This is a genomic window from Curtobacterium sp. MCBA15_004, assembly GCF_001865055.2.
Classification (GTDB): domain Bacteria; phylum Actinomycetota; class Actinomycetes; order Actinomycetales; family Microbacteriaceae; genus Curtobacterium.
Map to the genome: position 1 here is coordinate 310,926 of NZ_CP126266.1, position 26,065 is coordinate 336,990.

The following is a 26,065-nucleotide window of genomic DNA, read 5'->3' on the forward strand; positions in this document are numbered from 1 at the left end:
TCAACTCCTGGGCACCGGCCAGCAGCCTGGTGAGCGCGTGCCCCGGACGACGCGACGCGCGCGCGGGCGCGGACGGGAGGCGCGGGGCGGGCCCGCACCGTGCCTCCCGTCCGCCCCGTGGGACGCTGCGGAACCCGCGCGCACTCTGCCAGGGTGGGCGGCATGGACACCGTCATCGTCATCGGAGAAGCCCTGGTCGACGTCGTCGACCGCCCCGAGGGGCGGGTCGAGCACCCGGGCGGCAGCCCGATGAACGTCGCCGTCGGCCTCGCGCGGCTCGGCCGGCCCGCACGGCTCGTCTGTGCCCTCGGCGACGACGCCCGCGGCGCGTCCGTCCGCGACCACGTCGGTGCGAGCGACGTGCAGGTGGACGCGACCGCGATCGACCGGACCTCGACGGCGGTCGCGACCATCGGCGAGGACGGCGGTGCCTCGTACGAGTTCGACCTCGACTGGCGGCTCGACGCCGTCGACGTCCCCGCGGGCACCCCGCTCGTGCACGTCGGTTCGATCGGCGCGGTGCTGCAGCCGGGCGCGCAGGTGGTGCTCGACGCCGTCCGCTCCCGCCCGACCGGTGCCCTGGTGTCGGTCGACCCGAACGTGCGACCGACCATCACGCCGGACCGCGACGGCGTGCTCGCGACCCTCGCGCCACTGCTCGCCGAGGCCGACGTCGTGAAGTGCAGCGACGAGGACGCGGCCTGGCTCTGGCCGGACCGGGACGTCGACGCGGTGCTCGACGGCCTGCTCGAGCACGGGGCCGGCCTCGCCGCCGTGACCCTCGGCGGCTCGGGCTGCGCGATCGCCACCGCTCGTGCGCGACGCACGCTGCCGGCGCCCACGGTCGACGTCGCGGACACCATCGGTGCGGGCGACTCGTTCATGTCCGGGCTGCTCGCCGGCGTCCTCGCGACGGGGACGGCCCCGGTCGACCTCGACGAGGACGAGCTCGGGCGGCTCGCGGCCCTCGCGCTGGCGTGCGCGGCGGTCACGGTGTCGCGGCCGGGCGCGGACCCGCCCACGCGGGACGAGCTGGCGGCGGACGTCGCGGCGACGTTGGGGGAGCGGGCGGTCTAGACCGGCTGGGCGAGCTGCACCGGCGCGTCGAGCGTGCCGTGCTCGCTGTCCACGGCCGCGCGCCGGGCCGCGGCGTGGTGCAGCGCACGGATGCCCCGACCGCCGAGGACCTCAATCCTCCCGGCGGGTGTCGAGCGAGCGACGCCGACGCGCGACGAGCGACTGCACGCCCCACGAGACGAGCGCCACCACGGCGACGAGCACGACGACGGTGACGACCAGGTTCACGTTCCCGAACACGTCACGAGCGGAGACCAGTCGGTCTCCCCACGGCGGAGCGCCCCGCTGGGCCGACGATGTCGAGCTGGTGTCCGGAAGGCGGTCTAGACGCCCTCGACGAGCCGCACCCGGACGTCGATCACGTCGGCGCGCGTGCCGCCGAGCCCGTCGACGACGTCGCGCAGGCGCTCGCCGACCTCGCGGACGGTGTCCGTGGCGGGCCGCTCGTCGGCGACGGCGATGCCGGTCACGATCCGCAGCGCGGAGCCGTGTCGCTGGACGTCGACGACCGCGTCCGGCTCGTGGAGCGCGAAGGCCGCCGCCGCGATCTCGGCGGCCGCGTGTGCGATCGGTCGCGGCGGGTGCACGGCGACCACGCCGGGGACCCCGCGCACGGCCGTGGTGAGGGTCCGGGAGAGCTCGTCGTCGTTCACAGGGTGCTCCTCACGGCCGGAAGACGTCGTCGAAGCGGACGTCGATCGACTCGATCCGCAGTGCGGTGTGGCGTTCGAGGGCGCGCTGCACGACCGCGCGGAGTTCGTCGGCGGTCTCGTCGGCCGAGGCGCCGTAGAGCAGGCCCGCGGTGATGTCGACGCGGACGGGGGCGTCGGGCGTGCCGATGTCGCCGTCGAGCGAGCACCGGCCCATCAGGACCGTCCGCATCCCGTCGCCGGCACGCCGGACGATGCCGCGGACGGCCGCCTCGGTCACGGCGAGCCGGAGTCGGGGGTCGGGGTGCGGGACGGGGACGTCCCGGCCGGAGCGCACCTCGGAGCGGATGGCGTCGAGCAGCCGGTCGATCCACCCGGTCTCGCGGTCGGCGTCGTCGTCGGCGCGACGGAGCAGCGCGTCCGTCGACAGCTCGCGGAGTCGCTGCAGGTTGGACAGGGCGAGGCGGCACCCGGCCGATCGCTCGATCGACGGGTCGACGGGGGTGCGACCGCGGTCGAGGTACTCCGCGAGCTCCTCGATCGTGTGGCCGTCGAGGTCGTCGCCGTCGTGCACGGTCACGTCGTCGCTCATCGCCACCCCTCCATCTCCACTGCGAGGAACCGTCGCGCACGGGCCAGGAGCCCCCGCACGGTCGAGGGGGACAGCTCGAGTTCCTCGGCGATCTCCTGGTAGGACATGCCCGCGGTCTCGCGCAGGAGCCAGCACCGGCGCTGGTCGGTGGGCAGACGGTCGAGGGCTGCCCACAGGGCGTCGGTCTGCTGCCGTGTCTCGACGATACGCTCCGGCGTCCGGACGGCATCGGCGGGGTGTGCGACCTCGTCGACGTCGTCGTGGTGCCGCTGACGGCGGAGCCGGTCGAGGGCCTTCCGGGTGGTGATCTGCAGCACCCAGGCGCGGAAGCGTGCCGGCTCCTCGAGCTCGGAGAGCTTCCGCCACGCGGTGAGGAAGGACTCCTGCACGACGTCGTCGGACTCGACGTTCGACGCGAGGACCTGCTCGGCGTAGACCCGCATCAGCGGCCCGTGCCGTCGAGCGAGCACCTCGAAGGCGAGGACGTCGCCGTCCGCGGCGCGGACCACGAGCGTCGCGTCAGCGGCTCTCGCGAGCGGGTCGTCGTCGCTCATCCCCACCCGTCGCTCGGCCGTCCCGACGCGGACCGGTCGGACCTCCGAGCATGCACCGCGCGGTCGAGCGCCGCCCGAACGGCGTGTCACCCGTGGATCTGTGACGTTCCGCCTCGTGCGCACGTCTTCACGGTGAGATGGACCACGACACGAACGACGTACCCGACGGGTCCACCCCGCAGGCAGCGCCCCCGACCGGTGGCGCCGCACCCGGCATCGACGCGGCGGTCGTCGCCTTCTGCACGAGCGTCTTCGACCGCTGGCGCTGCGGGGAGCCGGACGGCCACGGCGGGTCGCACCGCGCTGCGTCCGGCGCCAGCACCGCCTCCTGGAACGAGTCGGCGACCGGACGCGCGCTGCGTGGCTGGGCCGCGCGGACGATGCGCGGTCCGCGGGCAGGAGTGACCGATGACGAGTGAGGTCCACGAGGTGCCGGTGACCGTCGCGCCCCCTGCAGTGCTGTTCGTCCCGTGGGGGCCGTCCAGCGTCGACCGCGCGGCGCGGACCGCGATCGAGCTCCGGCAGGACCGCGACCTCGGCGGTCTGGTCGTCGCGAACGAGAAGGCACTCGTGCCGGACCTGTTGTCGTCCTGGCCCCACCGCACCCTCCGGACCCGCACCGCGATCCCCGACCGGACCGCGGTGGCGGTGGTCCGGCCGAGTTACGAGCTGCTCGCCGGCCTCCGGCTCGGAGCGGACTGCGTCGTCGTCGTGGCCGAGGACCCGGCTGAGCCGCTCTCCGGGTGGGCGCAGTTCGTCGGAGCGCTCGACCTGGACAGCGGCGAGGTCCAGGGTCTCGACGTGGGCGATGCCGTCGAGGACGGGTTCGTCCGCCTCCTCGACGCGACCCGCGGAGGACTGCCCGACGAGCGGTCGGTGCGCCGTGCGCGCGAGGCGGTGGAACACCTCCGGTCGCTCGGGATGTCGGGGCCGCAGGTCGTCGGGTACCTGCTCAGCGGTCGTCGGCCGCCGGGGGTGCGCGGGTACCACGGTGACGCCCCGTTCAACGCCCGTGCGATCCGGCGGCTGCGCGCGCTCCTCGACTGAGGTCGGCGCATCGGGGCTCCGCGGGAGCCGGGTTGACAGGACCTCGGCATCCACGCGAGCGTGGTGTCGTGCGCAACGGTCTCGCCCTCGGTCTCGTCGCGACGGGCTTCGGCGTCGTCGGCCTGGTCCTCGCGTTCGTGTGGGACGCGTCCCGGTCCGGTCCGCTGCTGGCGCTCGCGGGCGTGGCGCTGCTCGTCGCGGTGGTGTTCGTGGGGCTCTCGGTGCGCGCGACGCGATCGACCCGCGACTGAGCCGAGCGCGGCGGTCACATCCCGGGTCTCGTCGTCGCTCGATCACGAGCGCACGCACGCTCGATGGCCTGCTGGCCAGCTGCCCGCGCGCGAACCTCATCCGATCGGATGAGGGTGATTCCTGAGTGCTCTCATAGATTCGGGTGTGTGCCGGGGCGAGGGGCCCCTGCCGCATCAGATGGGGGAATCAATGCTGTTGACGGGAAGAGCCTTCGGGCTCGCGGGGGTCGGACTGCTGTGCGTCGCCGCCATGGCGGGGACGTCCACGGTCGCGTTCGCCGACGACACCGAACAGGTCGACGCGATGGCCGCTGTCGAGGGGATCGCGCCGGAGGTCCTGGAAGGTGTCGCGTCGCCCGACAGTGCCGACGGTGACGCCTCGACGTACGTCGCCAGCGGCGTCGACATCACCGTCCCGAAGGATGCCGGCGACGGCGCCGTCCTGCAGGCCGGGAACCACGAGCTCACCGTGTCGCTGCCGTTCGCGAACCAGGCGGCAACTGCCGTGGACGTCGGCGGGGGACTGACGACGTTCGACAACCAGAACTCGTCGACGACCGCGCCGATCGCACGAGAGGACGGCAGTCTGCAGATCCTCACGATCATCGACGATGCCAGCGCGCCCACCCGGTACGACTACGACCTGTCGGTCCCCAGCGGTGGACAGATGACTATCCGCGAGGACGGCGTCGTCATCATCTCCGATCGCGACGGCGGTTTCGCCGGCACCGTGGCACCGGCTTGGGCGAAGGACGCGACGGGGGCGCCGATCGGAACCCACTACGAGGTGCAGGGCAACACCCTGACGCAGGTGGTGGAGCATGCTCCGGGCACCCAGTACCCGGTCGTCGCCGACCCGTGGCTCGGGATCACGCTCTTCAAGAGCTTCAAGCGCGACACCTACCACGGCGACCACCGCTACAGCGCCTGGGTGACCGGTCCCGGCGCACTGGTCCTCAGCGGGGGTGGCGGAGTGGGCGGGTACGCAGCCGGACAGGCCGTGTTCCGCGGTGCGGGCTGGGATGAGTGGAAGGCCAAGTGGCCAGCGATCACGAACAAGGCCACGCTGCAGCAGCAGTACAACTGCCACGTCGCGGCGAGCGTGTACGGGCTGCCGTTCACGCAGGACTACAACCTCGAGCGGTACCGGGCGAACCGCTCGAACTGGGTCGCAGGAGTTGCCTCCCACCGCTGCAACTGGTGACCGTTGCACGACCGATCGGAGAGAAGCGCATGAAGAAGTGGATGATCGCTTCCGCTGCCGCAGCGGGAGTCGGAGCGCTCACGGCAATCGGGTTCCTCGTCGCGATGGGCGTCGACTACCGCATGCAGGAAGCGACCGGCGTGGAACCCGGGTACACGCCCGACGGCATCGTCGGAGGCTTCCAGGTCGGCCTCTGGCTCCTCGGCGTCGGGATCGTGGCACTCGTCGCCTGCGTCGTCGTCGCAGCCGCGCGTCGCCGAGGTGGAAGTGGCTCGACATCCCCTTCTGAGCGCTGACGGGCTCTCGGGCAGCAGCACCGCTCCGGTGCTGCTGCCCGAGACCTCGATCCGCTCGACTCGACGACATGGCGCTGACCCGGCAGCGTTCCTCCCGTCCCGCCGCGCGGTAGCCGGTAGCCCTCAGCGGTCCTCGTCGTGGATCGCGACGAACGCCTCGTGGGCCCGCTCGTTCGTGGCGGGCGACGTCGACCGGTAGGTGCGCGACCCCGACCGCCCGGGGTGGAGCACCTGCACGGTGAACGGTGTCCCGAGCTCGACCGCGAGCGCCTGCGCGAGCCGTTCGCCCTCGCGCTCGAAGGCCCGTCGGACGTCGGCACGGACCGCGTACGGGTCCCGAGGATCTCCGGCCTCGGAGAACCAGGCGTCGAACGCCCGGAGGTCCCGATCGAGGTCGGGCGACAGGTGCATCTCGTCGTGGTCGCGGGGCCCGCGGTACCAGACCGGGCTGTCACCGTGGTCGACGAAGACCCGGACGAGCCACTCGTCACGCTCACGCACCGGCTTCCGCATCCCGCCATCCTGCACGAGCGACGCGGTCAGGTCCGTGACCGTGGCCCGTCTGACGGGCCGGGCCACCTGGCGGCGCGTCGGCCGACCCGTGACCGCCGTCACTGCGCGTGCACGATGCGCACACGGGTGACGGTGAACCCTGCGCGCTCGAACGCCGCCCGCATGGGGGTGTTGGCCGCGTCGGTCGTGCCGACGACCCGGGCCTGACCGTCGTCGTGGTGGACGTGGGTCATCTCCGCGAGCAGGTCGTGGACGTACCCGTGTCCACGGTGCTCGGGGACCACGCCGAGGTAGCTGATGCTCGCGTCGTACGCCGTCCTGGTGGGGATGATGAACCCCACCGTCGTCCCGTCAGGGAGGTGCGCGGTCCGCCAGGCCTGCCGGTCGCCGGGCAGTGAGCGGTAGAAGTCGAGGTCGTCGTCGGCGAGTGCGTCGATCCCGTCGCGGGCGACCACGTCGTTCGTGTGCGCGTCGAGGGAGCCGGTCGCGACGGCGGCGAACAGCGCCCGGAAGGTCTCGTCGTCCGCGGGGGCGAACCGCAGGCGGGTCGGGCGCGGCGGCTTCGCATCCGTCGCGGTGCGCGCGAAGCTGACGCGTTCGGTGGTCCGGGTGAAACCGCCGAGATGTGCGGCTTCGTGACGCCACCGGACCGCCTCCACCGCTGCCGGATCGCTCGCCCAGGTCGGGGCGGCGTCGACGATGAACTCGAGCGGCGCGCCGGCACCGAAGGCGTCCAGTCCCGCGCGGACCAACGCGGCACCGATCTCGACCGCCGCCGGGCCTCCTGTGCTGGTGCTGAGGCAGTCCAGGGTGACGGGGCGGTCTCCGTCGGACCGGCCCCACCAGAGCGCTCGGCCGACGGGCCGCCCGTGCTGTTCCGCGAGCCAGGACCACTCCGGCCGGTAGTTGCCCGTGCGGAGTTCCGCGGTGAGGCGGTCGGCGTCGATCCGTGCCACGGGGTCGTCGCTGGTCCACCGGGTCAGGGCGGGGACGTCGTCGGGCGTCGCACGTCGGATCCGGGTCGGCGGTGTGGTGGGGGTCATCGACCACGAGCCTGCCGCGTCGGCCGCCGATCCACCAGGGCCGGCAGGCGGCCGCTGCGCGCCCGGAGGTGCGGACCCCTCACCGGGGAGCGAGCACACGGTGCGGGATCCACCCCGCACGGCCGTCCGCGTTCCGGCACCAGGCCCAACCGCTCTCCGGGTCGTCCTCGACGACCTCGACGACCTCGCCGGCCTCGGCGGGGAGCTCCGTGGTGTCGTACCCGACCCGCACGACGCCCGACGGGCCGTCGACGTCGATGTGCCGCGCCGGCACCCATCCCGTTCCGTGTGCTGTGGTCACGAACACGAACGCGGGCCACTCGGTGTCCCGGTCCCCGACCTGGACGACCTCGCCGGGCCGCACCACCAGCGGGGCCCGTGCCGGGATTGCGTGGTCAGCGGTCAACACGTGTCGCACGGCACCGATCCTGCCACCAGCCGGGACGGGCGCGGCGGAGCGGGCGGGCGCCGTGGCGCGGGACGTGACGGACAGGAGGCGCGGTTCCGGCCCGCACCGCGCCTCCCGTCCGTCGACCGGTCGCGTCGACGGCCGTGGCCGGCCCGACGGGGCGGGCCGGCCACGGAGCGTAGCCGGCCGACGGGGTCGGCCGATCGTGGCCGCCGCCCCGGGCGGCCTGGCGGACCGCCCGCGGTCGTGCGCGCGTGCGTCCGTCCGACGGGGGTGCAGACCGGGCTCCCACCGGATCGACCCCGACGCCGGAGCGTCGCCCGGGGTCAGTCCGCGCCCGGCTCCCGCGCGGGAGCGCTCGACCCCCGCACCACCAGCTGCACCGGGTTGCGGACCCGGCCGCGCCGGACGTTCCCGTCGATGGTGTCGACGAGGGCCTCGGCGGCCAGGCGTCCGAGTTCCTGCAGGTTCATGTCCACGCTGGTCAGGTGCGGGCGGGCGCCCTCGACCAGGATGTCCCAGTTGTCGAAGCCGACGACCGCCACGTCGTCCGGGATCCGCCGCCCCGACTCGCGGACGGCGTCCATGACCCCGCGGGCGATGTGGTCGCTGCCGGCGACGATCGCGTCGACGTCGGGGTGCGCCTCGAGGAGCCGGACGGTCGCCTGGCGTCCCCACGCTTCGTTCCAGCTGCCGAACACCAGACCCGGGGTGCCGACGAGTTCGAGTCCGTGGTCCTCGGTCGCGGCGGCTGCCCCCCGGAGGCGGTCCCGGGCGGCGGCGTAGGTGTCCTCGCCGTTGACGATCGCGATGCGTCGGCGACCGACGGCGACGAGGTGGTCGACGGCCAGGCGCCCGGCGAGCTCGTTGTCCGGCTCGAACGACAGGTCCTGGTCGTCGGTCGACGGCGCGTAGACGTAGACGACGGGGACGTTCGGCTTCGACTGCATCGGCGGGCGGGGGTTCGTGGTGCGGCCGACGACCAGGACGCCGTCGACCCGCCTGGTGAGCAGGGACTGCAGCTGGAGCTGCTCGCGGAGCACGCTGTCCCGCGCGTCCGCGAGCAGGACGCTCAGCGACCCGGCACCGAACGCGTCCTCCGCCCCGAGCAGGATCGGCAGGACGAACCGGTTGTCGAGGTCGCTCGTGAGCATGCCGATGGTGTTGGTGGGCGCACGGTTCAGGGCTCGGGCGAACGGGTTCGGGACGAACGCGAGGGCGGACGCCGCGGCCGTCACGGCCTCGCGTGCCCGCGCGCTGACGTGCGCCTTCCCGTTCAGCGCCTTGGACGCGGTCGCGACGGAGACCCCCGCTGCCCGTGCCACGTCGGCCAGGGTGACGGTCGTCGCCGTGGTGTCGGTGCCGCTGTCGTCGTCGCTCATGGTGCCTCCGAAACTAGTTTACGAATTTCCTTGACACCTCGGTAGGGCGGATCGTAGATTCCTCCCGAAACCGGTTTCGGTTCCCTCGACGGCGAGGCAGCGTCGCCGAGGGGACCGTTGCCGGACCCGAACCTGCGATCACGTCGCATTCAGAGAGGAACCCGTGATCATGCGCACCAAGACCGCAATCCGCATCGGCGCGCTGGTGGCAGCAGCCAGCGTCGTCGCCGGTCTCACCGGCTGTTCGGCCCAGTCCTCCGGCTCGTCGGACGCCGCGAAGGGCACCTACACGTTCTGGGACCCGTACCCCCAGTACGACGCGTCCTCCGCGTGGGGCAAGCTCGTCGCGAAGTGCGGCACCGACGCCGGTGTCACCGTCAAGCGCACCGGCTACGACACCTCCGACCTGACGAACAAGGCGCTGCTCGCCGGCCAGCAGGGCAAGTCGCCCGACGTCCTGCTCGTCGACAACCCCGTCGTCTCGACCCTGGCCCAGGCCGGGATCCTGACCGACACCGGGACGAACGGCCTGCAGACCGGGTCGATCTCCAAGAACATCCTCGGCGCGGGCGTCATCGACGGCAAGACGTACGGCGTCCCGATCGGCGCGAACACCCTGGCGCTGTACTACAACCCGAAGGTGCTCGAGGCCGCCGGGGTCGACGTCTCCATGATCAAGGACTGGGACTCGCTGACCGCGGCCCTCGCGAAGGTGAAGGCCGCCGGCAAGAAGGGCATCACCTTCTCCGGGATCAACACCGAGGAGGGCTCGTTCCAGTTCCTCCCGTGGTTCTGGGGCGCCGACGCCGACCTGACCAAGCTCGACTCGTCGAAGGCCGAATCCGCGCTGAACCTGTGGAAGGACTGGATCGACAAGGGCTACGCGCCGAACTCGGTGATCCAGAACACCCAGACCACCAGCTGGCAGGAGTTCCAGTCCGGTGACTTCGCGTTCGGCGAGAACGGCACCTGGCAGAAGGACGCGGCGAAGCAGATGGGCGCCGGCGTCATCACGATCCCGGCGAAGGACGGCGGCGCCGCGCCGGTGCCGACCGGTGGCGAGTTCTTCACGGTCCCGGTGCAGAAGGACGACGCCCGCTACGCGACGACGAAGAAGATCGTCTCGTGCCTGTCGTCGGGCGACAACGTCGTGAAGACCGACAACACGCTCAACTACATCGCCGCGTCGTCCAGCCTGCAGCAGCAGCAGCTCGCCGCGAACAAGGACCTGTCCACCTGGGTCGACGCGGTCAAGGCCGCGCGGGCACGCACCGGCGACGACCTCGGCGTGAAGTACCCGGTCATCTCGGAGCAGCTCTGGACCGCGGTGCAGAAGGCCGAGTCCGGTTCCGCATCGCCGTCCGACGCGCTGCAGGCGGCCCAGCAGGCGGTCGACGCGAAGCTCACCAAGTAGGCGCCCGACCGCCCGACCGCACGACCGCACCACGCGGACACCACCCACCGCACCACCACGGAAACGGAAGTCGACACGACCATGACGACCGACACGACGTCACTGCGACCGTCGGCTGCGCGTCCCCGGGCCGAGGGCACCCCTGCCTCGGCCCGGGCCCGCCGCGCCCACGCGCAGCGGAGAGCACAGCTCACGGCCTGGGCGTTCCTCGCCCCGGTGGCCCTCTACCTGCTGCTCTTCTACGCGTACCCGCTCTACAAGAACGTCGAGCTGAGCCTCCGGCACTACACGGTGACGTCGTTCGTCTCCGGCAACGCCCCGTTCGTCGGCCTGCAGAACTTCGTCTCGGTGTTCTCGAGTGCGACCTTCGCCCCGGCGATCTGGAACACCACGGTCTTCGTCCTCGTGTCGATCCTCGTGCAGTTCGCACTCGGACTCGCCCTCGCGGTGTTCTTCCACAACCACTTCCCGCTGTCCGGACTCCTCCGGGCGCTGTTCCTCGTGCCGTGGCTCCTGCCGCTGCTCGTGTCGGCCAGCACCTGGTCCTGGATGATGAACAGCGACTCCGGGATCGTGAACGCCTTCCTCGAGTCGGTCGGCATCGGGCAGATCAACTGGCTGACCTCGCCGACCTGGTCCCTGTTCGCCGTGCTCGTCGCGAACATCTGGATCGGCATCCCGTTCAACCTCGTGATCATGTACTCCGGGCTGCAGGGCATCCCGGGCGAGCTGTACGAGGCGGCATCCCTCGACGGCGCGAACGGCTGGCAGCGCTTCTGGCGGATCACCTTCCCGCTGCTCCGCCCGGTCACGGCGATCACCCTGCTGCTCGGCTTCGTCTACACGCTCAAGGTGTTCGACATCATCTGGATCATGACGAAGGGCGGCCCGTCGGGCTCGTCCACGACGCTCGCGATCTGGTCCTACCAGCTGGGCTTCGGCTCGCTGCTGCCCGACTTCAGCTCCGCCGCGACCGTGGGGAACGTGCTCATCGTCATCGCCCTGGTCGTCGGACTCGTCTACGCGCGCGTGCAGCGCCGCCTGGAGGTGTGAGATGGCCACCACGACCGTCACCCGAGCCGTCACGACCCGGAACGCCCGCGGCGGACGGCAGGGCGCCACCGCGACCGGGCCCGCTGCGAAGCGGTGGTGGCGGACCGTGCTCGGCGTCGTCTTCACGGCGGTGATGCTGTTCCCCGTCTACTGGATGGTGAACGTCTCGCTCACCCGCGACCAGGACATGCGGAAGAGCCCGCCGAACCTCATCCCGATCGACGGCACCCTGCACGGCTACAGCACGGTGCTCGGCCAGCAGCTGCCGTTCCTCGGCACGAGCCTGCTCGTCGGGCTCGGCACCGTCGTCCTCACCCTCGTGCTGTCGGCACCGGCGGCGTACTCCCTCGCCAAGCTCCGGCCGCGGGGCGGGGGAGCGATGAGCTTCGTGCTCCTCATCGCGCAGATGATCCCCGCGATCATCATGGCGATGGGCTTCTACACGATCTACGTGCAGCTCGGGATCCTCGACACCGTGTGGGGGCTGATCCTCGCCGACTCGACGATCGCGGTGCCCTTCGGCGTGCTCATCTTCACCGCGTTCATGCGTGGGATCCCGGACGAGCTGCTCAACGCCGCCCGGATCGACGGGGCGAGCACCTGGCGCACCTTCACCGCCGTCGTGATGCCGGTGAGCCGGAACTCGGTCGTGACGGTGTCGCTCTTCAGCTTCCTCTGGGCCTGGTCCGACTTCCTGTTCGCCAACACGCTCGACGGCGGTGGCGACGCGAAGCCCATCACGCTCGGCATCTACGCCTACATCGGCAACAACAACCAGGAGTGGAACTCGATCATGGCCACCGCCGTGGTCGCGTCGATCCCCGCCGCGGTGCTCCTCGTCCTCGCCCAGCGCTACGTCGCCGCCGGTGTCACCGCCGGCGCGGTCAAGGACTGACGCACCCGTTCCCCACGTCCGAGGAGGACATCGTGACCATCACCCACACCACCGTCCCGGCCGGGCCCGTCGTCCCGTCCACGGGTGCGCTCCGACCGCTCCCGCTCGGTGACCTGCGCCTGACCGGCGGCTACTGGGCCGACTGGCAGCAGCGGAACGCCGACACCGTGATCCGCCACTGCGAGACCTGGATGGAGCGGATCGGCTGGACCGGGAACTTCGACGCCGCGGCCACCGGGCAGCCGTTCGAGCACGCCGGGATCGAGTTCGTCGACTCCGAGGTCTACAAGCTCCTCGAGGCGATGGCCTGGCAGCTCGGCGTGCAGCCCGACGACGACCTCGCCGCGCGGTACGAGCGGCTGGTCGAGCGGGTCGCGGGGGCGCAGGACGCCGACGGCTACCTGCACACCAGCTTCGGCCGTCCGTGGCAGCGGCCCCGGTGGTCGGACCTGGAGTGGGGGCACGAGCTCTACTCGATGGGGCACCTCCTGCAGGCCGCGGTCGCGCGGCTGCGCACCGCGGGCGGCGGACGGCTCGTCGACGTGGCGGTCCGCGTCGCAGACCACCTGGTCGACGTGTTCGGGGAGGGCGGACGGGAGGCGGTGTGCGGGCACCCGGAGATCGAGCCGGCCCTCGTGGAGCTCGGCCGGGCGACCGGCGACCACCGGTACGTCGAGCTGGCGCGGACGTTCGTCGAGCGCCGCGGCCACGGCCTGCTCGCGCCGATCGAGTACGGCCAGGAGTACTTCCAGGACGACGTCCCGGTCCGCGACGCCGAGGTCCTGCGCGGGCACGCCGTCCGCGCTCTCTACCTGGCCGCGGGTGCGGTCGACGTCGCGGTCGAGACCGGCGACGTCGGACTCCTGCGGGCGGTCGAGACCCAGTGGACGAACACCGTCGCGAAGCGCACCTACCTGACCGGTGCGATGGGCGCGCACCACCAGGACGAGGCGTTCGGGGCCGACTTCGAGCTGCCGCCGGACCGCGAGTACGGCGAGACCTGCGCCGCGATCGCCTCGAACATGCTCTCGTGGCGGCTGCTGCTCGAGACGGGCGAGTCGAAGTACGCGGACCTCATCGAACGCACGCTGTACAACGCCGTGATGGTCGCCCCGCGCGAGGACGGCCGCGCCTTCTTCTACGCGAACACCATGCACCAGCGGGTCGAGGGGACCGTCCCGCCCGAGGACGAGGTCAGCCGTCGCGCCCTGTCGAGCCTCCGTGCCCCCTGGTTCGAGGTCTCGTGCTGCCCGACGAACCTGTCCCGGACGCTCGCGAGCGTGCAGACCGTGTTCGCCACGGTGAGCGACGACGGCTTGCAGCTGCACCAGTACGGCGACTTCGAGGTCGACACCGTGCTCGGTGACGGGACCCGCGCGGCGTTCTCGGTCCGGTCGGACTGGCCACGCTCCGGACGGGTGGAGGTGGTCGCCACCGTCGGCGGCGACGCCCCCGTCGCCCTCCGGCTGCGGGTGCCGTCCTGGTCCTCGGGTGCCACGCTCGACGTGGCGGGCCAGGCGGTGCCCGTGGAGGGCGACACCGTCACCGTACGCCGGGTCTTCGCCGCGGGCGACCGGATCGTCCTCGACGTCCCCGTGCAGGCGCGCACCACGGTCCCGGACCCCCGCATCGACGCGGTCCGCGGCACCGTCGCGGTCGAGCGCGGCCCGCTCGTGTACGCGGTCGAGTCGATCGACGCGGGCTCGGACGTCCGCGACCTGCTCGTCCCGGCGGGCGCCGAACCCGTCGACCACGGCGCGGACGACGTCCGGCTCGCGGTCCGCACCGTGGCGGTGCCCGAGCCGACCGGCCTGCCGTACGGGGACGGCGACGGCGCCGTGGCGACCGACGAGCCGCGCGAGGTCCGACTCGTCCCCTACGCGACGTGGGGCAACCGCGGACCGTCGACCATGCGGGTCTTCCTGCCCGTCGGGTAGGGGAGCCGCGGACGGGAGCCGCACCGCGCCTCCCGTCCGCACCACGGCGACCGCCTGCCGGGCGGACAGACCGCCTGCCGGGCGGACAGACCGCCTACCGGGCGGACAGACCGCCTACCGGGCGGACAGACCGCCTGACCGGCGGGCCGACCGTCCGACCGGCGGGCCGTCCGCCCGACCGCCTGCCGGGCGGACCGAGAGGAGGAGCGATGACGCTCGACCGCACCGACAAGCCGACCATCTACGACGTCGCGTTCGTGGCGGGCGTGTCCCACCAGACGGTCTCGCGCGTCCTGAACTGCCCGGAGACCGTGCGCCCGGCGAACCGCCACCGCGTGCTCGCGGTCATCGCGTACCTGGGCTACGAGCGGAACGCCGAGGCCGAGCGGCTCGGCCGGCTCCACAAGCACCCCGCCGACGCGGCGGAGTGACCCACCAGCGTTCCGGGACCACCCGGAACACGACGAGGAGGAAGCAATGACGCATCTTCGAACACCGGTCCGACCCGGACGCCGTCGGGGTCGACCCCGACGGGCCGCAGCGGTCCTCTCCGCACTCGTGGTCGCGGGGACGGCGGCCTTCGGGTTCGGGTCCACGGCGCCCGCCTACGCCGACGGCAACACCCTGACGGTGAACGTGGGCACGACCGTCCGCCCCGTCACGCACGTCGCCGCCGGTGGCCTGTACGGCGTCGACACCGGCAGCACCCCGCCGCTGAGCCAGCTCTACCCGCTGCACGTGAACACCTTCACGCAGCCGCCGCCCGGCACGCAGCAGCTCGGCAACGGTGCCACGCACCCCTGCTGCGACGGCCTCCAGGTGGCCGGGAAGATCACCGACGCGGGCGGACAGCAGTACCTCCGGCTGCCCGACGTCTTCAGCACCTTCCCGTACAACTGGGTGAGTTGGCCGGACTGGGAGTCGAAGATCGGGACGATGATCTCGGCCCGCGTGGACGCGACCAGCACGACCAACATCGCCGGGTACGAGATCTGGAACGAGCCGGACGCGAACTGGGCGGCCAGCACGAAGAACGACCCGAACGCCGGCAGCTACCTCGACATGTGGACGCGGACCTACCGTGACATCCGCGCGGTCGACACCCTCACGCCGATCATCGGACCGGGCGCCAGCAGCTACAGCCACGACTTCATGCTCGGCTTCATGACGAACGCGAAGAACACCGGCACGCTGCCCTCCGTCGCGGTGTGGCACGAGCTGGGCGACTTCAGCTACCAGGACGTCCAGGCGCACGTCACGGACTTCCGCGGCATCGAGGACTCCCTCGGGCTGCCGCACATCCCGATCTCGATCAACGAGTACGCCTCGCCCGGGCAGGTCGACGAGCCGAGCATCGGCGTGCACTACATGGCCGCGTTCGAGCGGGCCGGCATCCACGACGCCGAGCGTGCCTACTGGTACGAGGCCGGCACGATGGACGGGCTGCTGTACAACAACCTGCCGACGGCGTCCTACTGGGCGTACAAGTGGTACGGCGACCAGTCCGGCAACGTCGTCCAGACCGTCCCCCAGTCGTACCTCGACGGCGTCGCCTCGTACGACGCGAGCCGGAAGCAGGTGAACGTCGTCTTCGGCGGTGACGGCGGCACGAACACCGTCAAGGTGAACGGGCTCGCCGGGCTCGGCAGCCAGGTCTCGGTGCAGCTCTCGTCGACGAACACCACGGGTCGCACGACGAACCAGGCCGCGCCGAACCTGCTGTCGACGACGACCTACCCCGTCGTCAACGGGTCGATCTCGGTCCCGGTGTCGAACATGGACGCCGTCGCGGCGTACCAGCTGCTCATCACCCCGACGTCCGGGACGCCGACGTACCAGCAGACCTACGAGGCGGAGAACGCGACCGTCGTCAACGCGAGCCGGCTGTCCTCGTCCACGGCGTCGAACGTCGGGTACGTCGGCCGCATCGACGGGAACGGTGACGCGCGGACGGACAGCTTCGTGGACTTCCTGGTCGACGTGCCGACCGCCAGGTCGTACACGATGACCATCAAGTACGCGAACGCCACCGGTGCGACCGCCACGCAGGGACTCGCCTCCGACGGCGGAGCCTTCTCGACGGTGAGCTACCCGCCGACCACGTCCGGTTGGGGCAACCCCACCGGCAGCGTCGACGTCACGGTGCAGCTCCGGGCCGGGTACGACGTGATCCGACTCGCGAAGGGTTCGCCGAACTACGCCGGCGGCACGGGCTACGCCGAGCTGGACAGCATCCACCTGCAGTAGGGGCGGACGGACGGGAGGCGCGGTGCCGGTCGGCACCGCGCCTCCTGTCCGTCATCCGGTCACCTCGCGGGCCGTGGGCGGTCCGACGGGGCTGCCCACCGTCGGGCCGGCCGCCGTCCGGCGACCGCTGTCGGGCCGGGCCGCCGTCCGGCGACCGCTGTCGGGCCGGCCGCCGTCCGGCGACCGCTGTCGGGCCGGGCCGCCGTCCGTCGGCCGGCTCTGCGGGTCAGACGAGTGCCGTGAAGGACGCGTCGCGGACGAGCAGCGTGGTCGCGCCCTCCTCGACGGCCTGGTCGTGGTCGCTCGACAGGCCGAGCTCCCACGCACCGCCGCCCGGCTTCTCCGGCAGCGTGAACTCCACCGTGGTCTCGGACGCGTTCAGCAGCACGGCCACGGTGTCGTCGCCCTGCGCGAGCACGAGGATCACCGCGCGGTTGCCGCCGTCGGCCCAGTCGCCGTCCTCGAAGCCGTTCGCGTCGGCGCGGAGCACCGAGACGGTCGACGCCGAGTCGCCGGGCGCGGTGCGGTACCACTCCGGCCGGAGCGCCGAGTGCGCGGCACGGAAGGCGATCGCGGCCGTCGTGAAGGCGAGCAGGTCCTGGTCGGCGGCAGCCCAGTCGAACCACGAGATCTCGTCGTCCTGGCAGTAGGCGTTGTTGTTGCCGCCCTGCGAACGGGCGATCTCGTCGCCGCCGAGGATCATCGGGACGCCGGCCGACAGCAGCAGCGTGCCGAGGAAGTTCCGGCGCTGGCGGTCGCGGTAGTCGTTCATCGCACCGTCGTCGGTCGGGCCCTCGATGCCGCCGTTGAACGAGGTGTTGTTGCTCTCGCCGTCGTTGTTGTCCTCGCCGTTCGCCTCGTTGTGCTTCTCGGCGTACATCGTCAGGTCGGCGAGCGTGAAGCCGTCGTGCGCGGTGACGAAGTCGACCGAGCAGAGCGGGGAGCGGCGCGAGCCCTCGTACACGTCCGGCGAGCCGAGGACGCGCTGGACGGCGTCGCCCAGGGTGCCCTCGTCGCCGCGCCAGAACGCGCGCAGGTCGTCGCGGTACTTGCCGTTCCACTCGGACCAGTCGGCCGGGAAGCCGCCCACCTGGTAGCCCGCGGTGTCCCACGGCTCGGCGATCATCTTGACCTCGCGGAGCACCGGGTCCTGGTGGATGATGTCGAGGAACGCGGAGTGCTTCTCGGCCTCGCCGTCCTGGCGGGTCAGCGTCGTGGCGAGGTCGAAGCGGAAGCCGTCGACGTGCATCTCCTCGACCCAGTAGCGGAGCGAGTCGGTGATGAGCCCGAGCGCCGACGGGTGCGACACGTTGAGGCTGTTGCCCGTGCCGGTGGTGTCGAAGTAGTTCGCCTCGTCGCCCTCGACCAGGCGGTAGTACGAGGCGTTGTCGATGCCCTTGAAGGACAGCGTCGGGCCCATGTGGTTGCCCTCGGCGGTGTGGTTGTAGACGACGTCCATGATGACCTCGAGCCCGGCGGCGTGCAGGGCCTTGACCATCTCCTTGAACTCGGCGACCTGCTGGCCGGCCGTGCCCGAGGACGCGTACTCGTCGTGCGGGGCGAAGAAGCCGATGGAGTTGTAGCCCCAGTAGTTGCGGAGGCCCTTGTCGGCGAGGGTGGAGTCCTGCACGAACTGGTGCGTCGGCAGCAGCTCGACGGCGGTGACGCCGAGGTCGGTCAGGTGCTTGATCGCCGCCGGGTGCGCGAGGCCCGCGTAGGTGCCGCGGATCTCCTCGGGGACGTCGGGGTGCTGCTTCGTGAAGCCCTTCACGTGCACCTCGTAGACGACGGTGTCGGCGTACGGGGTGCGGAGCTGCGTGTCGCCGTCCCAGTCGAAGTCGCGGTCGGCGACGACGGACTTCGGCATGGCGCTTGCCGAGTCGGTCTCGTCGATCTGCTCGGGCGACTCCATGTCGTGCCCGAAGAGCGCCTGGCCCCACGTGTACTCGCCGTCGATCGCGGTGGCGTAGGGGTCGAGCAGGAGCTTGGCGGCGTTGTGGCGCAGGCCGTTCGCCGGGTCCCACGCGCCGTGCACGCGGAAGCCGTAGCGGGTGCCGACCGCCACGTCGGGGACCACGTCGTGGAAGGTGTACCCGGTGCGGTTCCGCAGCTCGGTGCGGTGCTCGGTGCCGTCCTCGTCGAACTGGCAGAACTCCACCCGCTCTGCGGTGCTGGAGAAGAGCGCGACGTTGGCGCCGCCGTCGACGAGCGTGACGCCGAGCGGGGTACGGGAGGAAGTGGTCATCATGCCCTTCTAGTGGTGGGCGACTGTGCTCCCGCGCGACCGGCGTACCCCGGGGCCCGCGCTGCTCCTCCGAGGGGCCGGTTCAGTGGCCGACCGTGACGACGCGTCAGTGCCCGACGGTGACGACGAGTCAGTGCCCGACGGTGACGACGAGCGCGTGTGCGAGCAGGGCGACCGCGAACAGGGCGATCCAGGCACCCCCGACGGCGATGCCGGCGATCGCGAGGCCGCGGCCGTGCTCGCCCGTCCGGTGGATACGCACGAGGGCGACGATCGAGACGACGAGCCCGACGACGTTCGCGACGAACGCGAGGACGAAGCCCGCGATCGCGAGCGAACTCGTCCGGTCGACGCGCGGCACGGGGGCGTACGGGTCGGTGGGCAGGGGATGGGCGTGGTCGGTCACGGTCGTTCCTCTCGTCGTGGGCGGGCGTCCCGCCCCTGTCCTCCGAGCCTCGTCCTTGAGTCGTCGCCGGGGTGAGCCTCGGGCGGATGACCGGGGTCCACCGTGCGGACGAACCCGGGGTCCGCCGGTCGGAGGAGCGATCTCGCGGTAGGTTCCCGCCATGACCGACTCCCTCCGCGCACGCTCGGCGCCGCCCCGTCCTGCGCGCCGGACGGACGAGGCCCGGCTGCTCCTGGCCGGTGCCGTGCTGTCCGTGCTCCTCGCGGCGGTGCTGCAGCGGGTCTTCTTCGTCGTGACGAGCGAGCTGCAGCTCCGCACCGGCGAGGTCGTGATGGGCGTCCTCGGGTTCGTGGTGCCGCTCGTGCTCGTGCTCGTGGCGCTGTCGCGGGTGCCGACCGACGCGGTGGGACGTGCGGTGGCGCTCGGTCTCGCGACCCTCGCGAGCACGGTCCTGGTGGTCGGCCTGTTCCTCGACGGGGTGGCCTGGCTCGTCGGCGGGAGCCTCGGCTGCGCCGCGCTCCTCGCCGCGTGGCTGCTGGTGCACCGCGCTCCGCCGGTCGCCTGGCTCCTGCTCGTGGCCCCCGCGGCGGCCATCGTCGGCCTCGGTCTGGTCGGCATCCTCGCCCGTGCGGTCTTCGACGCCGCCCTCGACGCGCGTCCGGTCCTGTGGCAGGTGGAGGGCGTGCTCGCGGTGCTGCTCCCGCTGGCCGTGACGGTGGGCGGGGCGATGCTCGTGCCCCGCACCCGGCGGGGTCGTTCGTCGTCCGGCCCGCCGGACGCCCCGGTCTCGCGGCGGCCCTGACCGCGTCCGACGACGCGCGTCGTCGGCCTGTTCCGGTGAGCGCGTCCCGGGTCGCGCAGGGCGGCTGACGGCGCGACGAGGGGGCGGACGGGAGGCCCGTGGCGGCGCCGCCACGGGCCTCCCGTCCGCCGTCCTGTCCGGGGCACGCCGACGGGTGCCGATGTCCGCGCCGTCGCGTACCATTCGAACACACGTTCGAACGGGAGGTCGAGATGATGCTGACGCACGAGGTCGCCACGGTGTGGTGGGAGCGCGGTGTGCCGGACCGGATGGTGTGGCGCGAGCGGCGCTGGCGGGTGAGCGACAGCCCGACGCGGCTGACCGCGACGGCCGAGTTCCTGCCCTCCGCGATGACGCACGCGCCCGAGCGGACCGTGGGGTGGCGGTTCCAGGTGAGCGCGGACCGGGACGCGGTCGTCGTCGACATCGTGCCCGAGGGGGACGGGTGGGTGGTCGCGCGGACCTGGCGGTGACCGGCGGCGTCGGGGCTGCCCGCTCGCGCCGACCTGGCGGTGACCGGCCGTTCGCGGGGCTACGCGCTCGCGCGCCAGACGACCTCGGTCGGCAGGATCAGGCCCCGCGGTCCGTCGTCGGTCCCGGCGATCTGCTCGAGCACCTGGCGTGCGGCGTGCTCGCCCAGGGTGCGGGCCGGCTGGCGCACGGTCGACAGCGGCGGGTCGCAGCGGAGGGCCCAGGCGCTGTCGTCGAAGCCGACCACGCCGACGTCTCCGGGGACCGAGCGACCGGCGCGCTGCAGGACGTCCATCGCCCCGGCGGCCACGGCGTCCGATGCTGCGAACACGCCGTCGACGTCGGGCGCGCGGTCGAGTAGCTCGCGCATGCCCTCGACCCCGGCGGTGTAGCTGAACAGGGGATTGCGTGCGACCAGGTCGGGGTCGAAGCGGTCGCCGAGGGCGGCGGTGAAGCCCTCCAGGCGGTCCTGCCCGGAGTCGCGGTCGAGGCCGGACGCGAGCATGCCGATGCGCCGTCGGCCGGTGTCGACCAGGCGTCGGGTGATGGCCTCGGCGGCGGCGCGGTTGTCGATCGCGATGTACGAGGTGTTCGCGGCGTCGGACGGGTGCCCGACGAAGCACGCGGGCAGCCCGATCTCCTCGATCGCCCGGGTCACGGGGTCGCCGTCGCGGGCGGAGAGCACGATCGCGCCGTCGACGAACCCGCCGCGCAGGTACTCGACCACGCGCTCGTTGTCCCGGGCCGAGTCGACCATGATCGTGACGAGCTGCTGGTCGGCCTCGGACAGGACGGCGTTCGTGCCGATGAGGATGTTGCCGATGTTCGGGTCGTCGAGCACCTGGACGCTCGGCTCGTGCACGATGAGCGCGACCGCACCGGAGCGACGGGTGACCAGGCTGCGGGCCGCGGCACTGCGGACGTAGCCCACCCGGCGGACGGCTGCCTGGACGGCCTCGCGTGCCTCGGCGGAGACGTAGGGCTCGTCGTTGAGGACCCGGGAGACGGTGCCGCGGGAGAGCCCGGCCTCGTCCGCGACGTCCTGGATCGTCGCACGGGAGCGCGCGGCTCGGACGTCGGTCATCCCGCAAGCGTATCGGCGCGCGCGGCGCGGCCGGGTGCGGGGCCGCCGGGGCCCCGGCCGGGGCCTGCGCCACGCCCTGCCTCGGTGCCCTGCGCACAACCGGAAGCACCTCGCGCCGTGGTTCGCCGTGGCGCGACGTGCTTCCGGTTGTGCGGGAGCACCCCGCACCGCGGGGTGGCGCCGTGTGGTGCCGTGCGGAGCGGGGGTCCCGCGGCTCCGCGCCCCGCGCCCTGCCTGAGCGCCCTGCGCACAACCGGAAGCACCTCGCGCCGTGGTTCGCCGTGGCGCGACGTGCTCCCGGTTGTGCGGGAGCAACTCGCACCACGGCGTGGCGGCGCAGCACCGCGCCCGGCCGGCTCCGAGCGGTGCCGTGTTGACAGCCACCGCGATCTGGTGTTCACTCTGGGAGCGCTCCCAGAACCCTCCGATCCCGATCGGTCGGCGCAGTCTGGGAGCGCTCCCACACAGCAGTACCTTCGCCGTCGAAGGGGTCCATCGCGACCGGACGGCGCAGACCGCCACGACCAGCGAGGACCACCGTGACCACCACCCTCCCGGCACCCGCCACCACGGCGCTCGGGCTCGGCTCGACCGGACTCGCGTTCGGCTGCGACTACAACCCCGAGCAGTGGGACCCCGAGGTCTGGGTCGAGGACGTCCGCCTGATGCGCGAGGCCGGCGTGAACCTCGTCGCGATCAACATCTTCGGCTGGTCGCACGTCGAGCCGCACCAGGGCGCGTACGACTTCGCCGCCCTCGACCGCGTGATCGAGCTGCTGCACGGCGCGGGCATCGGCGTCGACCTCGGCACCGGCACCGCCTCGACCCCACCGTGGCTCACGACCGCCCACCCCGAGGTCCTGCCGGTGGTCGCCGACGGCACCACCCGCTGGCCCGGTGGCCGCCAGGCGTTCTGCCCGAGCTCCCCGGTCTACCGCGAGCACGCCCTCGCCCTGGTCCGCGCCACCGCCGAGCGCTACGGCGACCACCCCGCGGTGCAGCTCTGGCACGTGTCGAACGAGCTCGGCTGCCACAACGCACACTGCTTCTGCGACGTCTCCGCCGACGCCTTCCGCGACTGGCTCCGGAACCGCTACGGCACGCTCGACGCCCTCAACGCCGCGTGGGGCACCTCGTTCTGGAGCCAGCGCTACTCCGCCTGGGAGCAGGTCCTGCCGCCCCGCGCGACCCTCTCGTTCACGAACCCCGGGCAGACGCTCGACTTCGACCGGTTCTCGTCCGACGAACTCCTCGCCCACCACCGTGCCGAGGCCGCGGTCCTGCGCGAGCTGAGCGACAAGCCCGTGACGACGAACTTCATGGTCGCCGCGCACATCACGGCGCTCGACTACTGGTCCTGGGCCGACGACATGGACGTCATCGCGAACGACCACTACCTCGACCACCGCCTGCCCCGCCCGCACGCCGAGCTCGCGTTCGCCGCGGACACCACGCGCGGTCTCGCGAAGGGCGGCCCCTGGCTGCTCATGGAGCACTCGACCGGCGCGGTGAACTGGCAGCCGCACAACGTCGCGAAGGACCCGGGGCAGATGCTCCGCGACACCGCGACGCACATCGCCCGCGGGGCCGACGGCGTCTGCTTCTTCCAGTGGCGCCAGTCGGTGCAGGGGAGCGAGAAGTTCCACTCGGCACTGCTCCCGCACGCCGGGACCGACTCGCAGGTCTGGCGCGACGTCGTCGCGCTCGGCGCCGTCGTGGAGCGCCTCGGTGAACTCCGCGGTTCCCGCGTCGTCGCCGACGTCGCGGTCGTCTTCAGCTGGGAGGTCCAGTGGGCCGCCGACACGGAGGCGCACCCCACCACCGCGCTCCGCTACCTCGAGCAGGTCCACGCGTTCCACGCCTCGCTGACCGACCTCGGGCTCACCGTCGACGTCGTCGCGCCGGGTGCGCCGCTCGGCGGCTACGGCGTCGTGGTCGTCCCCGAGCTCTACCTCGTGCGTGACGAGCACGCCGCCGCGATCGCCGAGCACGTCGAGCGCGGCGGACACGTCGTCGTGACGTTCTTCAGCGGCATCGTCGACGAGACCGACCGGGCTCGTACCGGCGGGTACCCCGGGGCGTTCCGCGACCTGCTCGGCGTCCGCGTCGAGGAGTTCCGCCCGCTCGCCGCCGGGCAGACCCTGGCGCTGTCGGACGGCACCCGGGCGAGCACCTGGTCGGAGCCCGTGGCGCTGCGCGGCGCCGAGACGGTGACGTCCTACGCCGAGGGCCCCCTCGCCGGTTCCCCCGCCGTCACCCGCAACACGCACGGAGCGGGCAGCGCCTGGTACGTGTCCACCGTGCTCGAGGACGCCGCGCGGGCCGAACTGCTCCGCCGGGTCACCGCGGAGGCCGGCGTCGCCCCCGACCCGCAGGCCGAGCCCGGCCTCGAGGTCGTCCGTCGCCGCGACGACCGGCACGAGTGGGTCTTCCTGCTCAACCACTCCGACCGCGAGGTCGCGCACACCGTGGCGGGCCACGAGCTCGTCGCCGACCGGCCGGTCGACGGCACCACCGTCGTCGCCCCGGGCGGCACCCAGATCATCCGTACCGAGCACACCCCCGGAGCCCGCTCATGACCACCACCACCCAGTCGCGCCGCGCGGCCCGGCCGACCCCAGGCGGGTCGACCGAGCGTCGGCGTCGAACCGGCGGGAGCTCGCGGTACCGCGGCGCGATCGCGATCTTCGTGCTCCCCTTCGCGGTGCTCTTCGCCGCGTTCTACCTGGCACCGATCCTCTACGCCGTGTGGGAGTCGCTGCAGAAGATCGAGCGCCAGGGCACGTTCGGCGCCCCGACGCAGGTGTTCGGCGGCCTGAGCCAGTACGTGCTCGTGTTCCAGGACACCGAGTTCTGGGGTTCGGTCCTCCGCGTGCTGCTGTTCGGTGTCGTGCAGGTCCCGGTGATGCTCGGGCTCGCGCTGCTGTTCGCCCTGCTGCTCGACTCCCCGCTGCTGCGCGGCAAGCGGTTCTTCCGCCTGGCGTTCTTCGCGCCGTACGCGGTGCCGGGCGTCATCGCCGCGATCATGTGGGGCTACCTCTACGCCCCCGACCTGTCGCCGTTCTCGTTCCTGACCTCGAACGTCGACCTGCTCTCGGCGAGCACCGTGCTCTGGGCGGTCGCCAACGTCGTGACCTGGGTCTACGTCGGCTACAACATGCTCATCATCTACTCGTCGCTCCTGGCGATCCCGACCGAGATCTACGAGGCGGCGAAGCTCGACGGCGCGTCCCAGCTGCGCATCGCCCTGTCGATCAAGATCCCGATGGTGGTCCCGGCGATCATCCTCACCGCCGTGTTCTCGGTGATCGGGACCCTGCAGCTCCTGACCGAGCCGACCGTGTTCCGCCAGTTCACCTCGACGATCACGTCGACGTTCACCCCGAACATGCTCGTCTACTCGACCTCGTCGGTGCCGAACTTCAACCTCGCGGCGGCGTTCTCGGTCGTCCTCGCCCTCGCCACGTTCGTCCTGTCGATCGGGTTCCTCCGACTGACCCAGCGAAAGGCCGCCGAATGACCGTCAACGCACCCTCCCGACGCGACCTCGTCGCCGACGCGGGCCGACCGCTCGAGCCGAACCGCGCCTCCCGTCCGCACCAGCGCGGAGCGCGCGGTCCCCGCGAGAGCGTCATCTCGCGCAGCGCCGCGATGCTCGTGATGGGCGTCTTCACCCTGTACTTCCTGCTGCCGATCTTCTGGCTGCTGGTGTCGTCGACCAAGACGGCCGCGAACTTCAACACGACGTTCTCGCTGTGGTTCAGCGCGACCTCGGTGCAGGACTTCCTCGGCAACCTCGTCGAGCTGTTCACCCGGCAGGACGGCGTCTACCTGCGCTGGATGGCCAACAGCATCGCGTACGCCGGGGTCGCCGGACTGCTCGGGACCGTGCTGTCGGCGATGTGCGGCTACGCCCTCGCGAAGTACCGGTTCCGCGGCCGCGAGGCCCTGTTCAACGTGTTCCTCGGCGGCGTGCTCGTGCCGGCGACCGCGCTGGCCCTGCCGCTGTTCCTCATCTTCAGCCAGGTCGACCTGACCGACACGTTCTGGTCGGTGTTCCTGCCGAGCATCGTCAGCCCGTTCGGCGTGTACCTGTCCCGGCTGTTCGCGGCGTCGAGCGTCCCGGACGAGATCATCGAGGCCGCGCGCATCGACGGGTCGGGCGAGATCCGGACGTTCTTCACCGTGGCGGTGCGGCTCATGTCGCCCGCGCTCGTGACGATCTTCCTGTTCCAGTTCGTCGCCGTGTGGAACAACTTCTTCCTGCCGCTCGTGATGCTCCGGGACACGTCGCTGTTCCCGGTCACCCTCGGCCTCTACACGTGGAACTCGAGCGTGAACCAGTACCCGGACCTGCGCACGCTCGTGCTCATCGGGTCGTTCGTCTCGATCATCCCGCTGCTCGTCGCCTTCCTCTCCCTGCAGCGCTTCTGGCGGTCCGGCCTCGGCGCCGGCGGCCTGAAGTAGCCCGAACCGGCCCCCGGCCCCGGCCC

Annotated in this window: 28 protein-coding genes; 17 read left to right on the plus strand and 11 right to left on the minus strand. The window is 72.2% G+C overall.

Annotated features, from left to right (window positions below):
• The first annotated feature begins 162 nt into the window (after positions 1-162).
• Positions 163-1,077, plus strand: coding sequence for a carbohydrate kinase (locus QOL16_RS01530; protein WP_071246634.1), 915 nt, complete (start codon positions 163-165; stop codon positions 1,075-1,077).
• Positions 1,078-1,188: 111 nt separating this feature from the next.
• Here the strand turns inward: QOL16_RS01530 and QOL16_RS01535 are convergent, their stop codons facing one another.
• From QOL16_RS01535 to QOL16_RS01550, 4 genes are all read right to left on the minus strand, one after another.
• Positions 1,189-1,317: a hypothetical protein gene (locus QOL16_RS01535; RefSeq protein WP_290439172.1), complete on the minus strand. Its 129-nt coding sequence runs from the start codon at positions 1,315-1,317 to the stop codon at positions 1,189-1,191.
• Positions 1,318-1,400: 83 nt separating this feature from the next.
• The gene (locus tag QOL16_RS01540) at positions 1,401-1,730 is read right to left on the minus strand and encodes a hypothetical protein (protein ID WP_071246567.1); all 330 of its coding nucleotides are present in this window, start codon (positions 1,728-1,730) and stop codon (positions 1,401-1,403) included.
• Positions 1,731-1,740: 10 nt separating this feature from the next.
• Entirely contained in the window at positions 1,741-2,319 is a 579-nt protein-coding gene (locus tag QOL16_RS01545; RefSeq protein ID WP_065961076.1) for an Asp23/Gls24 family envelope stress response protein, read from the minus strand.
• Complete coding sequence (locus QOL16_RS01550) at positions 2,316-2,873, minus strand: RNA polymerase sigma factor (protein ID WP_065960975.1); 558 nt, start codon at positions 2,871-2,873, stop codon at positions 2,316-2,318. Before QOL16_RS01550 ends, QOL16_RS01545 begins: the two co-directional genes overlap by 4 nt.
• A 137-nt stretch (positions 2,874-3,010) precedes the next feature.
• On the opposite strand from QOL16_RS01550, the gene QOL16_RS01555 reads away from it, so the two are divergent.
• The 5 genes from QOL16_RS01555 to QOL16_RS01575 all read left to right on the plus strand — a co-directional run bounded on the left by QOL16_RS01555 (position 3,011) and on the right by QOL16_RS01575 (position 5,671).
• Positions 3,011-3,292, plus strand: a complete 282-nt coding sequence (locus QOL16_RS01555; RefSeq protein ID WP_065960978.1) for a hypothetical protein — start codon at positions 3,011-3,013, stop codon at positions 3,290-3,292.
• A complete protein-coding gene (locus tag QOL16_RS01560; protein WP_071282888.1) occupies positions 3,282-3,920 on the plus strand; it encodes a hypothetical protein in 639 nt (212 codons plus the stop codon). The genes QOL16_RS01555 and QOL16_RS01560 overlap by 11 nt, the downstream gene beginning before the upstream one ends.
• 68 nt (positions 3,921-3,988) lie before the next feature.
• Complete coding sequence (locus QOL16_RS01565) at positions 3,989-4,171, plus strand: hypothetical protein (RefSeq protein ID WP_071282890.1); 183 nt, start codon at positions 3,989-3,991, stop codon at positions 4,169-4,171.
• A gap of 196 nt (positions 4,172-4,367) precedes the next feature.
• Positions 4,368-5,375, plus strand: a complete 1,008-nt coding sequence (locus QOL16_RS01570) for a hypothetical protein (RefSeq protein WP_139266340.1) — start codon at positions 4,368-4,370, stop codon at positions 5,373-5,375.
• Positions 5,372-5,671, plus strand: coding sequence for a hypothetical protein (locus tag QOL16_RS01575; RefSeq protein WP_139197411.1), 300 nt, complete (start codon positions 5,372-5,374; stop codon positions 5,669-5,671). The genes QOL16_RS01570 and QOL16_RS01575 overlap by 4 nt, the downstream gene beginning before the upstream one ends.
• A gap of 123 nt (positions 5,672-5,794) precedes the next feature.
• Here QOL16_RS01575 and QOL16_RS01580 read toward each other — a convergent pair whose 3' ends face one another.
• From QOL16_RS01580 to QOL16_RS01595, 4 genes are all read right to left on the minus strand, one after another.
• On the minus strand, positions 5,795-6,184 hold the full coding sequence (locus tag QOL16_RS01580) for a hypothetical protein (protein WP_139266341.1): 390 nt from the start codon (positions 6,182-6,184) through the stop codon (positions 5,795-5,797).
• 98 nt (positions 6,185-6,282) lie between these two features.
• Positions 6,283-7,227, minus strand: coding sequence for a GNAT family N-acetyltransferase (locus QOL16_RS01585; RefSeq protein WP_083394923.1), 945 nt, complete (start codon positions 7,225-7,227; stop codon positions 6,283-6,285).
• A 79-nt stretch (positions 7,228-7,306) separates the two neighbouring features.
• On the minus strand, positions 7,307-7,645 hold the full coding sequence (locus QOL16_RS01590) for an SH3 domain-containing protein (protein WP_071246555.1): 339 nt from the start codon (positions 7,643-7,645) through the stop codon (positions 7,307-7,309).
• Positions 7,646-7,962: 317 nt separating this feature from the next.
• On the minus strand, positions 7,963-9,018 hold the full coding sequence (locus QOL16_RS01595) for a LacI family DNA-binding transcriptional regulator (protein ID WP_071282896.1): 1,056 nt from the start codon (positions 9,016-9,018) through the stop codon (positions 7,963-7,965).
• Between the two features lie 169 nt (positions 9,019-9,187).
• On the opposite strand from QOL16_RS01595, the gene QOL16_RS01600 reads away from it, so the two are divergent.
• The 6 genes from QOL16_RS01600 (at position 9,188) to QOL16_RS01625 (ending at position 16,564) form a co-directional block, all read left to right on the plus strand.
• On the plus strand, positions 9,188-10,432 hold the full coding sequence (locus tag QOL16_RS01600; RefSeq protein ID WP_071283196.1) for an extracellular solute-binding protein: 1,245 nt from the start codon (positions 9,188-9,190) through the stop codon (positions 10,430-10,432).
• An 81-nt stretch (positions 10,433-10,513) separates the two neighbouring features.
• Positions 10,514-11,485, plus strand: coding sequence for a carbohydrate ABC transporter permease (locus QOL16_RS01605; RefSeq protein WP_065961004.1), 972 nt, complete (start codon positions 10,514-10,516; stop codon positions 11,483-11,485).
• A gap of 133 nt (positions 11,486-11,618) precedes the next feature.
• Positions 11,619-12,380 carry a carbohydrate ABC transporter permease gene (locus tag QOL16_RS01610; protein ID WP_065961079.1) on the plus strand — a complete coding sequence of 254 codons (762 nt, stop codon included), beginning with the start codon at positions 11,619-11,621 and terminating at the stop codon, positions 12,378-12,380.
• Positions 12,381-12,412: 32 nt separating this feature from the next.
• Entirely contained in the window at positions 12,413-14,317 is a 1,905-nt protein-coding gene (locus QOL16_RS01615; RefSeq protein WP_071282898.1) for a glycoside hydrolase family 127 protein, read from the plus strand.
• Positions 14,318-14,526: 209 nt separating this feature from the next.
• Entirely contained in the window at positions 14,527-14,748 is a 222-nt protein-coding gene (locus QOL16_RS01620; RefSeq protein ID WP_065961007.1) for a LacI family DNA-binding transcriptional regulator, read from the plus strand.
• 46 nt (positions 14,749-14,794) lie between these two features.
• Positions 14,795-16,564, plus strand: coding sequence for a CBM35 domain-containing protein (locus QOL16_RS01625; protein ID WP_083394926.1), 1,770 nt, complete (start codon positions 14,795-14,797; stop codon positions 16,562-16,564).
• Positions 16,565-16,790: 226 nt separating this feature from the next.
• Here the strand turns inward: QOL16_RS01625 and glgX are convergent, their stop codons facing one another.
• Together glgX and QOL16_RS01635 are read right to left on the minus strand one after the other, a co-directional pair.
• The gene (glgX, locus tag QOL16_RS01630) at positions 16,791-18,809 is read right to left on the minus strand and encodes a glycogen debranching protein GlgX (RefSeq protein WP_254780173.1); all 2,019 of its coding nucleotides are present in this window, start codon (positions 18,807-18,809) and stop codon (positions 16,791-16,793) included.
• A 130-nt stretch (positions 18,810-18,939) separates the two neighbouring features.
• Entirely contained in the window at positions 18,940-19,215 is a 276-nt protein-coding gene (locus QOL16_RS01635) for a DUF4190 domain-containing protein (protein ID WP_071246548.1), read from the minus strand.
• Positions 19,216-19,375: 160 nt separating this feature from the next.
• Here QOL16_RS01635 and QOL16_RS01640 point away from each other — a divergent pair, with 160 nt between their 5' ends.
• The gene (locus QOL16_RS01640; RefSeq protein WP_071282903.1) at positions 19,376-20,017 is read left to right on the plus strand and encodes a hypothetical protein; all 642 of its coding nucleotides are present in this window, start codon (positions 19,376-19,378) and stop codon (positions 20,015-20,017) included.
• Positions 20,018-20,229: 212 nt separating this feature from the next.
• On the plus strand, positions 20,230-20,490 hold the full coding sequence (locus QOL16_RS01645) for a hypothetical protein (protein WP_071282906.1): 261 nt from the start codon (positions 20,230-20,232) through the stop codon (positions 20,488-20,490).
• Between the two features lie 59 nt (positions 20,491-20,549).
• Here the strand turns inward: QOL16_RS01645 and QOL16_RS01650 are convergent, their stop codons facing one another.
• On the minus strand, positions 20,550-21,572 hold the full coding sequence (locus QOL16_RS01650) for a LacI family DNA-binding transcriptional regulator (RefSeq protein WP_065961019.1): 1,023 nt from the start codon (positions 21,570-21,572) through the stop codon (positions 20,550-20,552).
• A 539-nt stretch (positions 21,573-22,111) separates the two neighbouring features.
• Here QOL16_RS01650 and QOL16_RS01655 point away from each other — a divergent pair.
• From QOL16_RS01655 to QOL16_RS01665, 3 genes are read left to right on the plus strand one after another with little or no spacing between them, the layout of a single operon-like run.
• Positions 22,112-24,151 carry a beta-galactosidase gene (locus tag QOL16_RS01655; protein ID WP_071282908.1) on the plus strand — a complete coding sequence of 680 codons (2,040 nt, stop codon included), beginning with the start codon at positions 22,112-22,114 and terminating at the stop codon, positions 24,149-24,151.
• Positions 24,148-25,092 (plus strand): carbohydrate ABC transporter permease, encoded by a 945-nt coding sequence (locus QOL16_RS01660; RefSeq protein WP_071282910.1) that lies wholly within the window; start codon positions 24,148-24,150, stop codon positions 25,090-25,092. The genes QOL16_RS01655 and QOL16_RS01660 overlap by 4 nt, the downstream gene beginning before the upstream one ends.
• A complete protein-coding gene (locus QOL16_RS01665; protein WP_253181579.1) occupies positions 25,089-26,039 on the plus strand; it encodes a carbohydrate ABC transporter permease in 951 nt (316 codons plus the stop codon). The genes QOL16_RS01660 and QOL16_RS01665 overlap by 4 nt, the downstream gene beginning before the upstream one ends.
• The last annotated feature ends 26 nt before the right edge of the window (positions 26,040-26,065 follow it).

Excerpts from the sequence above, each read along its gene's own strand:
- QOL16_RS01530 (WP_071246634.1), top strand. The coding sequence starts at position 163 with ATGGACACCGTCATCGTCATCGGAGAAGCCCTGGTCGACGTCGTCGAC.
- QOL16_RS01545 (WP_065961076.1), bottom strand. The coding sequence starts at position 2,319 with ATGAGCGACGACGTGACCGTGCACGACGGCGACGACCTCGACGGCCAC.
- QOL16_RS01550 (WP_065960975.1), bottom strand. The coding sequence starts at position 2,873 with ATGAGCGACGACGACCCGCTCGCGAGAGCCGCTGACGCGACGCTCGTG.
- QOL16_RS01555 (WP_065960978.1), top strand. The coding sequence starts at position 3,011 with ATGGACCACGACACGAACGACGTACCCGACGGGTCCACCCCGCAGGCA.
- QOL16_RS01560 (WP_071282888.1), top strand. The coding sequence starts at position 3,282 with ATGACGAGTGAGGTCCACGAGGTGCCGGTGACCGTCGCGCCCCCTGCA.
- QOL16_RS01580 (WP_139266341.1), bottom strand. The coding sequence starts at position 6,184 with ATGCGGAAGCCGGTGCGTGAGCGTGACGAGTGGCTCGTCCGGGTCTTC.
- QOL16_RS01585 (WP_083394923.1), bottom strand. The coding sequence starts at position 7,227 with ATGACCCCCACCACACCGCCGACCCGGATCCGACGTGCGACGCCCGAC.
- QOL16_RS01595 (WP_071282896.1), bottom strand. The coding sequence starts at position 9,018 with ATGAGCGACGACGACAGCGGCACCGACACCACGGCGACGACCGTCACC.
- QOL16_RS01600 (WP_071283196.1), top strand. The coding sequence starts at position 9,188 with ATGCGCACCAAGACCGCAATCCGCATCGGCGCGCTGGTGGCAGCAGCC.
- QOL16_RS01605 (WP_065961004.1), top strand. The coding sequence starts at position 10,514 with ATGACGACCGACACGACGTCACTGCGACCGTCGGCTGCGCGTCCCCGG.
- QOL16_RS01610 (WP_065961079.1), top strand. The coding sequence starts at position 11,619 with ATGCTGTTCCCCGTCTACTGGATGGTGAACGTCTCGCTCACCCGCGAC.
- QOL16_RS01620 (WP_065961007.1), top strand. The coding sequence starts at position 14,527 with ATGACGCTCGACCGCACCGACAAGCCGACCATCTACGACGTCGCGTTC.
- QOL16_RS01625 (WP_083394926.1), top strand. The coding sequence starts at position 14,795 with ATGACGCATCTTCGAACACCGGTCCGACCCGGACGCCGTCGGGGTCGA.
- glgX (WP_254780173.1), bottom strand. The coding sequence starts at position 18,809 with ATGACCACTTCCTCCCGTACCCCGCTCGGCGTCACGCTCGTCGACGGC.
- QOL16_RS01640 (WP_071282903.1), top strand. The coding sequence starts at position 19,376 with ATGACCGACTCCCTCCGCGCACGCTCGGCGCCGCCCCGTCCTGCGCGC.
- QOL16_RS01645 (WP_071282906.1), top strand. The coding sequence starts at position 20,230 with ATGATGCTGACGCACGAGGTCGCCACGGTGTGGTGGGAGCGCGGTGTG.
- QOL16_RS01650 (WP_065961019.1), bottom strand. The coding sequence starts at position 21,572 with ATGACCGACGTCCGAGCCGCGCGCTCCCGTGCGACGATCCAGGACGTC.
- QOL16_RS01660 (WP_071282910.1), top strand. The coding sequence starts at position 24,148 with ATGACCACCACCACCCAGTCGCGCCGCGCGGCCCGGCCGACCCCAGGC.
- QOL16_RS01665 (WP_253181579.1), top strand. The coding sequence starts at position 25,089 with ATGACCGTCAACGCACCCTCCCGACGCGACCTCGTCGCCGACGCGGGC.